Below are 12,674 nucleotides of genomic sequence, written 5' to 3' on the forward strand. Positions count from 1 at the left end.
CTCGCCTTGCCGCAGTGCGCGCCCTGCCCGTGGCGCCGCACCCAGCAGGCCCTCTCCTCTGCGCCCTCTACTACCGATTGTACTCAACGGTGAACGGTGACCCGGCAGTTTGGCCGCTGCCGCCCCAACGCGGACGTTGATGTTCAGGTCGCGCTTGCACGACGAGCTGCCGATATGTCTTCAGCATACGCGAGAACCTCCAGGGAAGTGTAGGCACCTACTTGATAGCCAAAGAGGATGAATTTAAATTTTTCATCCATCTCTTCCAAAGCAGACTGGTATGTCGGTCTTATTCCCGTGTTTTTAAAATCATAAGGATCCAGCGCAGCTAATTCGTGCTCTCCAGTTCCCATTTCGCATAGTGTTTCGAATGTGAATCCCATAAATCTACCACCCGGGTAGACGCTACTCAAATGACCGCCGTGATGCGATTTGGACGCGCTATATTCAGCATGGACCACGTAGGGGATTTTGCGGTTATTGAGAACCTGGAGGATAAGCATGAGCCACTTCCGATGAGCTTAACTTGATTGAACAACGGAGCCGTGACGTGAGTGGTTGAGGTCGGTGGTCTTGCTGAACGGCTGCTCCTGGCCGATTGCAGGCATCGTGCCCTGAGCGGACACGGCCGCCATAAGACTGATATTCGCAAGCAAACGAAATTTCAGTCTGCTTTCGGCGGTGTTGAGTGAGGCTGAACAGGGTCGAAATCGTCTCCAGATAACAGTTCCGAAAGATCTTCAGGCGAAAGCCGCTTTATTTTTTCTTCAAGCTTACGGTCGTAGCCACGGTCGTTCGGGTCCAAACCCTTAGTGGCCTTGCGCCCGTACTGCTGAACAAACCGCCCTAGCTGGGCAGCGAGAAGTGATTTTGTGCGCTTTGGAAGCATCAGTTATCGGGGTTCAGAAAAGATTGAGTGCTCGCTGCTTCACAGTGGTCCAAGCTGCCTAAATTTCCTGCGGACAGCCAAGGTGCCACCTACGCATACGACCAAAAGCAAAGCGCCGGGTATTACGGAAATCAAGGTCTCTTCGGTCGGTTGAACAGGCCACCCATTAAACGCCATGCGCAATATTGTAAAGATCCACCATGCGCTAGTGACAAAGGCAAGCGAGTACCAAAGGAAACTGGCCCAGCGATGACGGAAAATTAGGCCTGCGCCGCAAACCAAGGCCAATACAGCTGCGAGAAACCAAACTGGTGCTGCGTACTCAATTGCCCACCAGCTCAAGTAGCCAGCGACTAGGATCAAGAGAAAAGCAAGTAGTTTAACGATCATGAGTTCCAAGTGCCTAATTGATTGTTGGACAGTTTAGCAGGCTATCGGATGACCGCTCCTGGCCGAGCGCCGCTGCCTGCCCAGCCATCAATGCGGAACTCGATTAATCGGCAGCCGATACTAGGGGTCGTACAGTTCGCATCACAATTCGATCACAACCTGGCTGAACCCAGCGGAGGTCAGGATCTGCACAACTCTTTTCACTAAGGGATCTTCTGGGGAGATCATGTTTTTGCCAAGTATCTTGTCCATGAGCGTGCGGTTACGCTCAAGCATGACACGCCATTGACCACGGTTCGGATGGTCGGGCCCTCCGTCGGCCACGCCACCCACGTACATAAGGTAGGAGTTACCGGCTTCCTTGGCTGTGTTGGCCCAGCCAAAGCCTTCCATACAAACAACATTAGCCTCGACTGCCTGCGACTCGAGCGAGGCGACGAGCCACCGCGAAAAATCCTCGCCATAACTGCATTCGTTGATGACGTCGTCTCCGACCACGGACAGGTTAAAGCGATCAGTGCTGCAAGTGACACTCACAATCATAGACGCCCCTTATTCAAACGGCGTGCAACGCCGACCCCGGTCTCCCGGGTTGAATTGACCAAGAAAGCAGAAAAGTTTCTGTAGCTTGAATGGCGGCTTCTGGCCGGTTACCGCCGAATGTGTTCGACATCAAATGCGGTCGGCTCATTGGCCGCCGCCGCCCGAAGCGGATCATGGCCCGCTGGGATTAAGACCTATATCAAGGCGAGTGATCTCGAAATCGACATGACCATCATTCATCGCGCCCATCTCGATCACAAAGCCTTGCACAGCAACTAGCCCTTCCTCCGAGTCGATAACCCGCCCCCGCCCTCGATAGGCAAAATGGCCTATCCGCTCCAAGTGCTCTGATGACAGTGCCTCCTTTTCGTCATCTGGCCAGTCGGACAAATAGGCCGCGCGAACATCGGCATCCAGAACCGATAGACGATTTGCGATGACATCGCCCACCTTGAGGCTGCAAGAATGGCAAAATGCGACTACCTCGCCCTGTTCGCTTCGAAGCGTAACTGACGCGGCTTCATCGTCAGGCGGGTCCACCAAAATCACGGTGAGTTTTTTCATGGCGCTAGCGGTGACGGAATCGTGGATCGGCGTTGACTCAACAACGGTTGCAGGTCGGCGAGCGACGGCTTCTGGCCGAAATCGGCGGTGGCTGTCAGGCCGGTCCCGACCCTCAGCGCACGCTCATCCGCAAGATGATCGTCAGCTTTGTCCATGTAATCTTGGACTTCATTGGCGCGCACTTTCCGGAGCAATTACTGATGATGCCAATCCATGGAAGCCACATGCTTGACATGCCGCACCGTGTTTTCCCTGCCAAATTGGCCCGCCTGCACATTTGGCACAAACCTTACTTGCCTGCCAGTGAGCCCCACAGGTATGACACGCTTTGATCAACCTAGTTCGCGTAGCATTTTTCTGAAGAGGTGCAACGCAAACTGGGCAATGCTTTTTACCGCGTCTCAGCTTGGATGGAGCGGAGGCCCGATTCTGTGGAATCGCTTTCGCTACTCCCTGACCAGCTTTTGCAGCATCGAATTCCTGAAATGCTTTCAATGATTCATTAGGTTTCATTTCTAGTCGCTGGCTGAGAATTAAATTTCTGAACCCTGAAGCTCGCTTCCAATAACTCAGGTGCAAGGACGCTGGGAAGGTCGCGGAGATAGAGATCGAACGGCAGCTCCTGGCCGAATGTTGCCATTTTACTCGACAGTATGCCGCTCGTTGGCGAAGGCAGCTTGCGCCCCGTTGCGGTCATACGTGAGCCAGTAGCGAATCAATCGAAAACAATCCCGCGATTCATTTCCGCTCGTGAGAACCACGTTATTCCCTGCACAGCCAGGAGACGTTTCTGCTCAATCCGGAGATGGTGGCCTTGGCCGCGCCCGGCGGCCGGCCCTACCAGCATTTGCGCCGCCCTCGTGGCAGCGCGAATCAGCTCACGCATCGCGGGGTCATTTTCGATGGGATCGTGTAGGCCGCCGCATCCGCCAGATTGTTCCTGCACCGCCTTCAATACGCGCGATCGCAACTCAGCTTCCATCTTGAGCAATTCTGCCTTCGCCTTCATCACCGGGCCCCCTGTCGCCTTGTGATAAGCAAACAGACCGGCAGTCGAGAAAGGCGCATCGTTTGTCGTCATCGCGGTAAGGCTTGCCAATAATTCATATTCATCAGCGTGCCATCGCCGGCGCGGCCACTCAGACAACAACGCCCGGCAGCGGGTCGTGCCCGCGCTCTTGCGCGTGCAGCAAGGCCAGGTCGAGCGCCTCCATGAACTCGGCGATCTGGATCGGCTTGGTCAAGTAGCGGAAAAATCCCGCTTCCATGCCGCGTGCGATATCGCGCGGCATGGCGTTGGCCGACAGCGCCAGCACCGGAATATGCGCTGTTTCCTCGTAGCCGCGCAGCATGCGCAAGGCGCCGAAACCGCTCAGGGTGGGCAGGTTGATATCCATCAAGATCACCGAAGGCCGGTAGGCGCGCGCCAGGGCAATGCCAAGGTGGGCGTCGATGGCGGTGAGCAGCTTGAACTCCAGGCGCCGCTCCATCAATTGCTCGACCAGCAGCAGGTTGGCGGGATTGTCTTCCACATACAGCAAGGTGTGCTGGGCCGCGCCCGGCGCCGGACGCGCGCGCGCCAAGGCCGCCGCGTCGGCCGCCGACAGCGCGGGTGGCTGCGCCGGGGCCGCGCAGGATACGAACTCGACCCAGAACCTGGCCCCGCGTCCGGGCTCGCTCTCGACCCCGATCGTGCCGCCCATCAATTCGACCAGTTGCTTGGTGACCACCAGGCCGATGCCGGTGCCCTCCTCCACCCCGTTTTCCTGGCCCAGCCGGTTAAACGGCTGGAACAGCTGCGCCACTTGTTCGCGGCCCAGCCCGGCGCCGGTATCGGTCACGGCAACCCGCACCATGCCGCCCGGACGCGAGGAACAAGCCACGTGCACGGAACCTTCGACACTGTTGTACTTGATGGCGTTCGACAGCAGGTTGATCAGCACCTGCTTGACCCGCACCCGGTCGGCGTGGATGTAAAACGGCGCGCCGGGCGTGGGAAACAGCAAAAAGATGCCGCGCGCACTCGCCTGCGGGCCGACCAGCTCGTTGCAGTCGTCGAGCACGTCGCTGAGCGACATCGGCTCGGTCGACATCGACACCTTGCCCGACTCGATCTGGGCCAGGTCGAGGATTTCATTGATCAGGCGCAGCAAATACCAGCCGCCCTTGAGGATCTGGTTTATCGAGCGCTGTTGCTTGAGCGTGGGCGGCGGCTCGTCCGAGGCCATCAGTTGGGCAAACCCGAGCACGGCGTTGAGCGGCGTGCGCAGTTCGTGGCTCATGCTCGAGAGGAATTCCGACTTGGCCAGGTTGGCCTTTTCGGCAACGCCGCGGGCCGCTTCCAGCTCGACATTGTTCGCTTGCAGGGTTTGTTCGAACTGCTGGCGTTCGGTGACGTCGCGCGCGGCGGCGAACACCCCGCGCAGCTTGCGGTCGCGGTCGTAGAAGGTGGTGGCGTTGTAGGACACCACGGTTTCCTTACCGTCGCGGGCGCGCGCGGTCAGCTCGTAGTTGGTGACCTTGCCGGCCGCCAGCACCCGCTTGATGCCGGCCTCGGCGCGCGCCGAATCGGTGAAGTAATTCTTGAACGGCGCGCCGATCAGTTCGTCGCGGGTGCAGCCGGTCAGCGCTTCCATCTGGTGGTTCACATCGCTGATGATGCCGTGCGGATCGGTGGTCATCAGGGCGTCGATATTCGATTCGATCAGCGAGCGGGTGTAGAACTGCTGGTCGCGCAAGCTCTGGTCGAGCACGGCCTGTTCCGCCTCGACCCGCTTGCGGGCGGTGTTGTCGGTGCCGATCAGCAGGTAGCCGATGATGGCGCCGTCGGCGTCGCGCAGGGCCGTCACCGACACCAGCGCCGGGAACCGGCTGCCATCCTTGCGGATGTAGGTCAGCTCGTAAATGTCTTCGATGCCGCGCGATGCCTTGAACACCAGCGCTTCGAAGCCGGGAGCGATCGGCGTGTCGAGTTCGTCGCTGAGGCTTTTGGCGCGCGCCACCACTTCATCCGGCTCCGAAATATCGGCCGGGGTGATGCGGTCGACGACATCGGCGGCGGCGTAGCCGAGCATCTTTTCGGCGCCGACGTTGAAAATCTGGATCACGCCGCGCGCATCGGTGGCGATGCTGGAAAAATTGGCGCTGTTGAAAATGGCGGCCTGCAAGGCCCCGGCCCGCACCAGCGCCTGCTCGGCATTCTTGCGCGCGGTGTTGTCGGTGCCGATCAACAAGTAGCCGATGATGGTCCCGCCGGCGTCGCGCAGCGCCGTCACCGACACCACCGCCGGCTGGCGGTTGCCGTTCTTGCAGATGTAGGTCAGCTCGTAGATGTCTTCGATGCCGCGCGAGGCCTTGAACACCAGCGCCTCGAAGCCGGGCGCGATGGGAGTGTCGAGCTCGGCGCTGAGGGCGGCGGCGCGCGCGATCACTTCCTGCGGATCGGAAAACGCGGCCGGGGTGATCAAGTCGACCACGTCGGCCGCCGCATAGCCGAGCATGCGCTCGGCGCCGACGTTGAAGATCTGGATCACGCCCTGGGCGTCGGTGGCGATGCTGGAAAAATTGGCGCTGTTGAAAATCGCGTCCTGCAGCGCTTCCGACTTGATCAGGCGCTGCACGAGCGCGCGCCCATTGTCGGGCGGATCCTTGAGCCCGCGCAGCAGCACCCGGGTGGGCCGGTTGCACAGCCACAGGCACAGCGGGGCCAGCAAGGCGGCCGCCCCGAACAGGAGGGCCAGCGGAATCGAACGGGTCGGACTGGCCAGGGCCAGGGCCCCGACCGTGTACAGGGTCAGCAGCGCGACGACCAGGCCGGCCAGCGCCAGCTTGCGCGGCCGGGCGGAATGAGGAGTAAACATAATGAAACCTTGAGTAACAACGATGAGCGCAAAACCCGGCCCAGCAAGGTTGCGGCGAAGCCGCGCAGACGTGTCTTGGCGCCCTGCCTACGCCGGACGGGCGGCGGCGGCGATAAAGTTGGTAACGGCGCTCGAAGCTACCAGCGCCAGCAGGGCGTCGGCGTCGAGCGGCTTGACCAGGTACTGGCCGAAGCCGGCCGCGATGGCGCGCGTGCGGTCTTCCACCTGCCCGTAGCCGGAAATGGCGATGGCGAACGGGATGTGCGCGCCCGAGGTCTTGCGCAATTGCGTGATCAATTGGTAGCCGTCCAGCCCGGGCAAGCCGATATCGCAGATCAGCACGTCGAAGGCGCGCGCGCGCGCCTGCGCCAGCCCGGTCACGCCGTCGTACACCGCAGTCACCACGTGGCCCTCGCCGCGCAGCAGGCGGGTCAGCGTTTCGTTGGCGTCCAGATTGTCTTCGACCAGCAGGATGCGGCGGCTGGCCGCCGCCGCGTCCGGGCCCGGCAACAGTGCCAGCGCGCCGGCGTCGGCCGCCAGCGGCAGGGTCACGGTAAACACGCTGCCCAGTCCGAGGCCATCGCTGCTGCCGCTCACCTTGCCGCCGTGCAGCTCGACGATGTTGCGCACCACGTTCAGGCCGACGCCGAGCCCGCCTTCGGCCCGCGCCAGCGCGCGCGGTCCCTGGGTGAACAGGTCGAACACGCTGGCCAGCACATCGGCGTCCATGCCGGCGCCGTTGTCGCTCACGGTAACCAGCGCTACGCCGTCGTGGGCGCGCGCGGCGACCCGGATCAGGCCATGGTCGCCGGTGTATTTGGAGGCGTTGACCAGCAGGTTGGCGAACACCTGCGCCAGGCGCACCGCGTCGCCATCGACGATCAGTTCTTCCGGCAAATCCAGTTGCACCTGCTGGTCGCGCTCGAGCAGGCGCGCCTGGACCGTCTGCACCGAACGGCGCAGCAACTCGACCAGCGGCATCGGACTGCGCACCAGCGAAATCTTGCCGCTGCTGATGCGCGCCGCGTCCAGCAAGTCGTCCAGCAGGCGGGTCAGGTGCACAACCTGGCGGTGGATGATCGCGTGCAGGTTCAGCAGTTCGATGGATGGCTCCGGCAGCCGCACCAGCATGGCGTTGGCCAGGCTGATCGGCGCGAGCGGATTGCGCAGCTCGTGCGCCAGCATGGCCAAAAATTCGTTCTGGCGCCGGTGCGCACCCTCGGCCGCGTCGCGCAGGGTGCGCGCCTCCAGGGTGGCCAGCACCAGGTTGCCGTTCGCTTCGCGCAATTGATCGCCCTGGGCCGCCTGCAGCACGGCGGCGGCGCGCAGGCCGGCCACCTCGCCAGCCAGTTGCGCCAGCATGATGCGCAAGGCGGCGGGGTCGGCGCAGTCGTCCGGCGAGGCCACGTCCATGACTGGCGTCAATGCCGGCGCAGCCTCGGTACTGTCGTCCGTCACCATGGCGTCCCCTTAGCCGGGCGGCAAGATGGCCGCCGCGCATCCGGACAACAGGCCGCTGTACGGCAAGGCGCGCGGCTCGATGCGCAAGCCGCCGGCGTCGATCGTGTAGCGGCGCAGGTCGGTGCTGTGGGCGCTGCCGCGCACCTTGACCACCGACATCACCTTGGCCAGGGTGCCCTCGATCTCCACGTAGCGCATGGCGACGATGGCGTCGGCCAGGAAACCGGTGTCGGCCTGGCTGAAACGCAGCTCGGTGTAGCGGTCGTCCAGGCCCATCGTCACCACCACCGTCACGCCGAGGCGCGCCAGCCCGGCCAGGATGCGGAACACTGAGGACCGGTAGTCACTCTGAAACTCGGGCGCCAGGTACAGGCTGACCTCGGACAGCGAATCGATGACCACGCGGGTGGCGCCGCTGCGTTCGACGGCGGCGATCAGGTCGTCGAGCACTTCCTCGAGCGACAGGTCGAGCGAGCGGCTCTGGACCAGGATCACGTCATCGTTGCGGATCAGGGTATCGAGTTCGGCGTTGCGCAAGTGCGCCGCGTCTTTCTGGAAGCAGGCGATCACGCCGCGTTCGCCCCGGCGCGCGCCCTCGGCCAGGAAAGCCGTACCGAGGACGGTCTTGCCCGAACCGGAGGGGCCGACCACCATCGCCGCATGCCCGCGCGGCAGGCCGCCACCGAGCATGGCGTCGAGTTCCGCGCTGCCCGTGGCAATCCGCACCGAGGGGCCGGACTGATGCGCAGCGAGCGCCAGCGGCGGCAGCATGCGCGGATAGATCTTGACGCCGTGCTCGTCGATGCGGAAGGTATGCGAGCCCAGCAAATGGGCCTGGCCGCGCATCTTGACCACGCGCATCTTGCGCACCGAAGAATTGCCGACGACATCGTTCGTCAGCGACAGCATGCCGTCGGCCACCGTCATGATGGGATTGGCCTCCATTTCGGCGCTGGCGTATTCGCCGATCAGGAAGGTGGTCGCTTGCCAGCTGGTCATGCGGGTGCCGAGTTCCTGGATGAAATACTGAAGGTCGCTCACGCCCTCGTTGCCGTTCTTGGCCGTCTGCACCACCGAGCGGAAGGAATCGACGAACACCAGGCCGGGCGAAAACGCTTCGACTTCGCGCGTGATGCGTTCGAGCACGCCGCTGAAGTCGCCGGCCCGCAAGTCGTCGGCCAGGTTGACGTAGCGGATGCTGTCGTCGACCTTGTCGATATCGAAAAAGTGATACTGCTGCTGGTAGCGCAGCATTTTCAGGGGCGGCTCGCCGAGCACGGTGAAGAACAGGGCTTTTTTGTGCGGGCCGGCCAGCGCGAACATGATCTGGTGCGCCAGCGTGGTTTTGCCGCTCCCCGGCGCGCCGGCGATGACATTGAAGGAAAACTCGCTCAGGCCGCCGCCCAGCAAGGTGTCGAGCCCGGGCACGCCGGTCGGCTGGAGGCCCAGCTGCACTTTCAGGTTCATGTACTCTTTCCGCCGGACCGCTGGGCCCATGCTGTATTCATCAGACGGACCGTGAGGGCCTCGCCTATCAGGCCAGACAACAGCCTGGTAAAACTCTGGAGCAGTGCCCGGTTGAAGGTGTCGGCCGCCTGCGCGTCCATGGCAGCCAGTTCGCTGGCCAGGCGCTCGAGCAACTGCGCGCTCGAACGCAGGTCGCGGTTGGCCGGGTTGGCGGGCAGATCGGGAAAAGTCAGCTGCCTGGCGCGCGCGACCATGGCGCACAGCGCGGTTTCGCCGATCAGGGGACTGAGGTGATTCGAGAGCCGTTCCCAGGCGCCCATGGCCGCTTCGCCGGCAACGCGATTGCCCGCGACGTCGCCCTCTGACGGCGCGGCAAGCACCTCGTCGATCAGTTTTTGCCGCATCGCGTCGCTGGAATCCATCAAATGGCCAAGTAAGTAGTGGTTATGTGCACATTTACAACTGGGCGTGACGCAGTATGGACGCTTATCGGTTTTGGCGCAGGTTTTATTCGGTGGCCCTACCCCAGGCGCATGAATACAACAATGTGCCGCGCGGGCGAGCGGTGCGCGCCGTCCGGGCGCCGTGTGCTAGGCTTGAAAGGGCGCCCGGACCCCCGCCTGGCGGCAAACGCGCGCGGTTGGCAGGTGTGTTGCCATGGCGGCAACGCGACGGCGATTGCCTTCACGAATGACTGAAAGGATTTCCATGACCCGACTTCCCCCTGCGCAGCAAGCGCTTGCCAGCACCATCCTTTCCAGCGCGGCCGACCTGACCCTGGCGTCGATCCGCGACGACGGCACGCCGCACGCGTCCACGGTCAGCTTTGCGGCCGACGGCCTGGTGCTGTACGTTGCCATTGCGCTCGACAGCCACAAGGCGCACGACCTGCGCACCCATCCGCGCGTGGCGTTGACGGTCAACGCGCCGTACCGCACGTGGAACGAGATCCAGGGCATGTCGATCGACGCGCTCGCCGAAATGATTCACGAACCGGTCGAAGCCCGGCGCGCATCGTCGGCCCTGCTTCAGAAGTTTCCCGCCTTCGCCCAGGTGGTGGCCGACACCAGCGCCCTGCCGTGGCCGGGCATGCTGTTCGTCCGGATCACGCCGCTGACCGTCTCCCTGCTCGACTACACGAAGGGATTCGGCCACACGGAAACCTTCGACCTGCGCGAGGACGGCGCCGCGCGCATGGCCTGACGCCCGGCGGCGAACAGGCCGCGCCGCCCTGGCTGCCACACACGCTGAAAGGACAACGATGCAACAATCGGTATTGAAACTTGACGCAGGTCCGGCGACGATTATGCCATTGGTTCATGTACCGCTGCTAAAGCAGGCGCCGCAGCGCGATGGCGAATACAAGACGCTGCTCGACATGGGCCTCGATCTCTGCCATTTTTATGGCGATTTTTCGGGTTTTCACATTTACTTCATCGCGTCCGCCTACCGCCAGCGCATCGTGGCCGATTCGCTGGACTATGTCGACCCGGCCAACGGGGTTTTTCATGTGACACTGGCCGTGACCAAAGACGATGGCAAGGAAGAAACTGTCCGGGTCGAATGCAAGGCGCCGCTGGTAACGCCAACCCTGGCGGGATTACGCTTTCCGGAGCGCATATCAATCGCGCATTTCTCGCCCGGCACGCCGGATGCGCTGCGCTTTCATTTCGATGGCGCGGAAGCAAAGTTCAAGTTCGCCAACAACCTGGTCCCCTTCGTTCCGGCGACCCAACGCGCCACGCCGGCGGGGCTCTTCAATCTCAACATCGAATACATCGGCAAGGCCGTGGGCACGGACGGTGCACGTGAAGTCGCGGATCGGCTGGGCAATGGACACAGCACGGAAAGCGCCATTGCGAACCTGTTCAATCATAAGAAGACCAACCGCGAGCTGTTTGCCATCCTGTACAAACCCGGCCGCCTGACGTCGGATACGGGCAAGCCGGAAACCGCGATGTCGTTCGAGTTGATTATCGACGCACTTGAAAAGGCGCTCATCGGCATTTTTCAGCCCGCATTCAACAAACAGAGCCTGAATTTCCCCAATGACAGTTCGGAAACAGTACACCGGCTCGCCCAGTGCGGCGTCGCGCAACTGGAGATTGAGATTGCTTCACCAGAAGACCATGGCCTGATCTACTCGCAGGATATGGTCGACCCGATTGCGCGGATGACGCGGCGCATGCGGATCCAGGTTTAACGCGCGCAGGAATGCGCACGACATGCTTGGCCGGGCGCATCGCGTCAAGGTGGCGCGTGAAAAATGACGGGCAATGGGCGCCGCTTCATGCTGGCCAATATGCGGCTCCCGGGCCGGGACGTGGACCTGGGAAGTGAGGCGGACCCGACAGACGGTCAGGGACGCTTGCTGGCCGGACTGAGGGTTGGGAACAGCTTGCCGAAGATGCCGTTCAAGACCTTGTCCGCACCCATCTCTTCGGCGGCGTTGGCAACCACCAGCGCGCCGCTGCCCTGCTCCGGAAACAGCACCGCGATGGCCAGCCAGTTGCCGTCCGAGCCCTGGTGCACCAGGGCCGGACCCGCCCGCCCCGCCACCGAGGCTTGCACGCCCCAGTCCAGGCCGGCCGGACTGCCCGGCTGCGCGGTCTGCATCAGCTTGTAGGATGCCGGCGTCAGCAGTTGTCCCTTGCCCTGGCCACCGGCCAGCTGGTCGAGATTGAAACGCGCCCAGTCGGCCAGGCTCATGTGCAGAAATCCCGCCGGCGCGAACATGGCCGGCGCGCCATCGTCGAACTTGACCATCCTTGACATCGGCTTGCCATGCTGGTGACCGCGATTCTGGCCCTCGCCCGTGTTGCCGAAACCGACGCCCCGCATCGCCAACGGTGCAAACACTTCCTTGCGCATCAGCGCTTCATAGCTCTCGCCGGTGGCTTTTTCGGCGATGGCGGCGGCAATCAGGAAGCCGGTATTGCTGTAGGCGAAGGCGGTGCCGGGCGCGACGTCGGGCTTGTCCTTGAGCGCCGCGGCGATGTAGGCCAGGCGTTGCTGCCCGGTCGGACGGGTGTCGCCGAAGAAGTGCTCGGCGCCCTTGAGATCGAGCAGGTCGCGCGGCAGGCCGGACCGATGCGACAGCAATTGCAGCAGCGTGAGCTGGCGGTATTCGGGCAGCATGCCGGCGGCCAGTTCGGGCAGCATCGTCGCCAGCGGCGCGTCCCAGGCCAGCACGCCGCGCTCGGCCAGGCGCGCGATCATGGCCACGGTCATGACCTTGCCGGTCGAACCGATCAGCCAGACATCGTCGGCGCCGGCGCGCTGTGGCTGGTCGTTGCGGCGCCTGCCCTGCACCGTTTGCGCGGCGATGGCGCCGTCGCGCAAAATCACGGCCCCCACCGCCGGCACCTGGCTGCCGGCCATGGCCGCTTTGACGATGGCGTCGAGCTGGTCGGGGGCCGCCGCTGCGCAGGCGGCGCTGGCGAGGGTCAGTGCGGCGATACCTGCAATTCGTTGTAACAGCATAAGAAACTCCGGGATCG

Annotated in this window: 13 protein-coding genes and 1 pseudogene; 3 read left to right on the plus strand and 11 right to left on the minus strand. The window is 62.8% G+C overall.

From position 1 onward, the window contains the following. Nucleotides 1-143: 143 nt before the first annotated feature. The 4 genes from F2P46_RS18040 to F2P46_RS18055 form a co-directional block, all read right to left on the minus strand. Complete coding sequence (locus F2P46_RS18040; protein ID WP_166892487.1) at nt 144-503, minus strand: hypothetical protein; 360 nt, start codon at nt 501-503, stop codon at nt 144-146. A 161-nt stretch (nt 504-664) separates the two neighbouring features. Beyond that, nucleotides 665-889 (minus strand): hypothetical protein, encoded by a 225-nt coding sequence (locus F2P46_RS18045; protein WP_166892490.1) that lies wholly within the window; start codon nt 887-889, stop codon nt 665-667. Between the two features lie 531 nt (nt 890-1,420). Further along, nucleotides 1,421-1,822, minus strand: coding sequence for a hypothetical protein (locus tag F2P46_RS18050; RefSeq protein ID WP_166892493.1), 402 nt, complete (start codon nt 1,820-1,822; stop codon nt 1,421-1,423). A 171-nt stretch (nt 1,823-1,993) separates the two neighbouring features. Beyond that, on the minus strand, nt 1,994-2,386 hold the full coding sequence (locus F2P46_RS18055) for a hypothetical protein (protein WP_166892496.1): 393 nt from the start codon (nt 2,384-2,386) through the stop codon (nt 1,994-1,996). A gap of 32 nt (nt 2,387-2,418) precedes the next feature. Between F2P46_RS18055 and F2P46_RS18060 the strand changes: the two genes are divergently transcribed. Further along, nucleotides 2,419-2,718 carry a hypothetical protein gene (locus F2P46_RS18060; protein ID WP_166892498.1) on the plus strand — a complete coding sequence of 100 codons (300 nt, stop codon included), beginning with the start codon at nt 2,419-2,421 and terminating at the stop codon, nt 2,716-2,718. 383 nt (nt 2,719-3,101) lie between these two features. On the opposite strand, the gene F2P46_RS18065 is transcribed toward F2P46_RS18060, so the two are convergent. From F2P46_RS18065 to F2P46_RS18085, 6 genes and pseudogenes are all read right to left on the minus strand, one after another. After that, nucleotides 3,102-3,485: a hypothetical protein gene (locus tag F2P46_RS18065; protein WP_166892500.1), complete on the minus strand. Its 384-nt coding sequence runs from the start codon at nt 3,483-3,485 to the stop codon at nt 3,102-3,104. 40 nt (nt 3,486-3,525) lie between these two features. Next, nucleotides 3,526-5,631: a PAS domain S-box protein gene (locus tag F2P46_RS18070; RefSeq protein ID WP_368737927.1), complete on the minus strand. Its 2,106-nt coding sequence runs from the start codon at nt 5,629-5,631 to the stop codon at nt 3,526-3,528. Continuing rightward, nucleotides 5,608-6,246, minus strand: a pseudogene (locus F2P46_RS37725) (PAS domain S-box protein); the annotation flags it as partial. The gene F2P46_RS18070 and the pseudogene F2P46_RS37725, both read right to left, overlap by 24 nt. A gap of 87 nt (nt 6,247-6,333) precedes the next feature. Continuing rightward, the gene (locus F2P46_RS18075) at nt 6,334-7,707 is read right to left on the minus strand and encodes a hybrid sensor histidine kinase/response regulator (RefSeq protein ID WP_166892505.1); all 1,374 of its coding nucleotides are present in this window, start codon (nt 7,705-7,707) and stop codon (nt 6,334-6,336) included. Nucleotides 7,708-7,716: 9 nt separating this feature from the next. Then, complete coding sequence (locus F2P46_RS38565) at nt 7,717-9,174, minus strand: ATPase domain-containing protein (protein ID WP_166892508.1); 1,458 nt, start codon at nt 9,172-9,174, stop codon at nt 7,717-7,719. Continuing rightward, nucleotides 9,171-9,596 carry a hypothetical protein gene (locus F2P46_RS18085; protein ID WP_166892510.1) on the minus strand — a complete coding sequence of 142 codons (426 nt, stop codon included), beginning with the start codon at nt 9,594-9,596 and terminating at the stop codon, nt 9,171-9,173. The genes F2P46_RS38565 and F2P46_RS18085 overlap by 4 nt, the downstream gene beginning before the upstream one ends. 286 nt (nt 9,597-9,882) lie before the next feature. On the opposite strand from F2P46_RS18085, the gene F2P46_RS18090 reads away from it, so the two are divergent. Both F2P46_RS18090 and F2P46_RS18095 read left to right on the plus strand, forming a co-directional pair. Next, nucleotides 9,883-10,377 carry a pyridoxamine 5'-phosphate oxidase family protein gene (locus tag F2P46_RS18090; RefSeq protein WP_166892513.1) on the plus strand — a complete coding sequence of 165 codons (495 nt, stop codon included), beginning with the start codon at nt 9,883-9,885 and terminating at the stop codon, nt 10,375-10,377. Nucleotides 10,378-10,435: 58 nt separating this feature from the next. Next, entirely contained in the window at nt 10,436-11,377 is a 942-nt protein-coding gene (locus F2P46_RS18095; RefSeq protein ID WP_166892516.1) for a hypothetical protein, read from the plus strand. 155 nt (nt 11,378-11,532) lie between these two features. Here F2P46_RS18095 and F2P46_RS18100 read toward each other — a convergent pair whose 3' ends face one another. Next, a complete protein-coding gene (locus F2P46_RS18100) occupies nt 11,533-12,657 on the minus strand; it encodes a serine hydrolase domain-containing protein (RefSeq protein ID WP_166892519.1) in 1,125 nt (374 codons plus the stop codon). Nucleotides 12,658-12,674 lie beyond the last annotated feature (17 nt).

Source organism: Massilia sp. CCM 8734 (genome assembly GCF_011682155.1).
GTDB lineage: Bacteria > Pseudomonadota > Gammaproteobacteria > Burkholderiales > Burkholderiaceae_D > Telluria_A > Telluria_A rubra.

Bases quoted from the DNA above. Each gene is read 5' to 3' on its own strand.
- F2P46_RS18040 (WP_166892487.1), bottom strand. From the start codon at position 503: ATGCTTATCCTCCAGGTTCTCAATAACCGCAAAATCCCCTACGTGGTC.
- F2P46_RS18045 (WP_166892490.1), bottom strand. From the start codon at position 889: ATGCTTCCAAAGCGCACAAAATCACTTCTCGCTGCCCAGCTAGGGCGG.
- F2P46_RS18050 (WP_166892493.1), bottom strand. From the start codon at position 1,822: ATGATTGTGAGTGTCACTTGCAGCACTGATCGCTTTAACCTGTCCGTG.
- F2P46_RS18055 (WP_166892496.1), bottom strand. From the start codon at position 2,386: ATGAAAAAACTCACCGTGATTTTGGTGGACCCGCCTGACGATGAAGCC.
- F2P46_RS18075 (WP_166892505.1), bottom strand. From the start codon at position 7,707: ATGGTGACGGACGACAGTACCGAGGCTGCGCCGGCATTGACGCCAGTC.
- F2P46_RS38565 (WP_166892508.1), bottom strand. From the start codon at position 9,174: ATGAACCTGAAAGTGCAGCTGGGCCTCCAGCCGACCGGCGTGCCCGGG.
- F2P46_RS18085 (WP_166892510.1), bottom strand. From the start codon at position 9,596: ATGGATTCCAGCGACGCGATGCGGCAAAAACTGATCGACGAGGTGCTT.
- F2P46_RS18090 (WP_166892513.1), top strand. From the start codon at position 9,883: ATGACCCGACTTCCCCCTGCGCAGCAAGCGCTTGCCAGCACCATCCTT.
- F2P46_RS18095 (WP_166892516.1), top strand. From the start codon at position 10,436: ATGCAACAATCGGTATTGAAACTTGACGCAGGTCCGGCGACGATTATG.
- F2P46_RS18100 (WP_166892519.1), bottom strand. From the start codon at position 12,657: ATGCTGTTACAACGAATTGCAGGTATCGCCGCACTGACCCTCGCCAGC.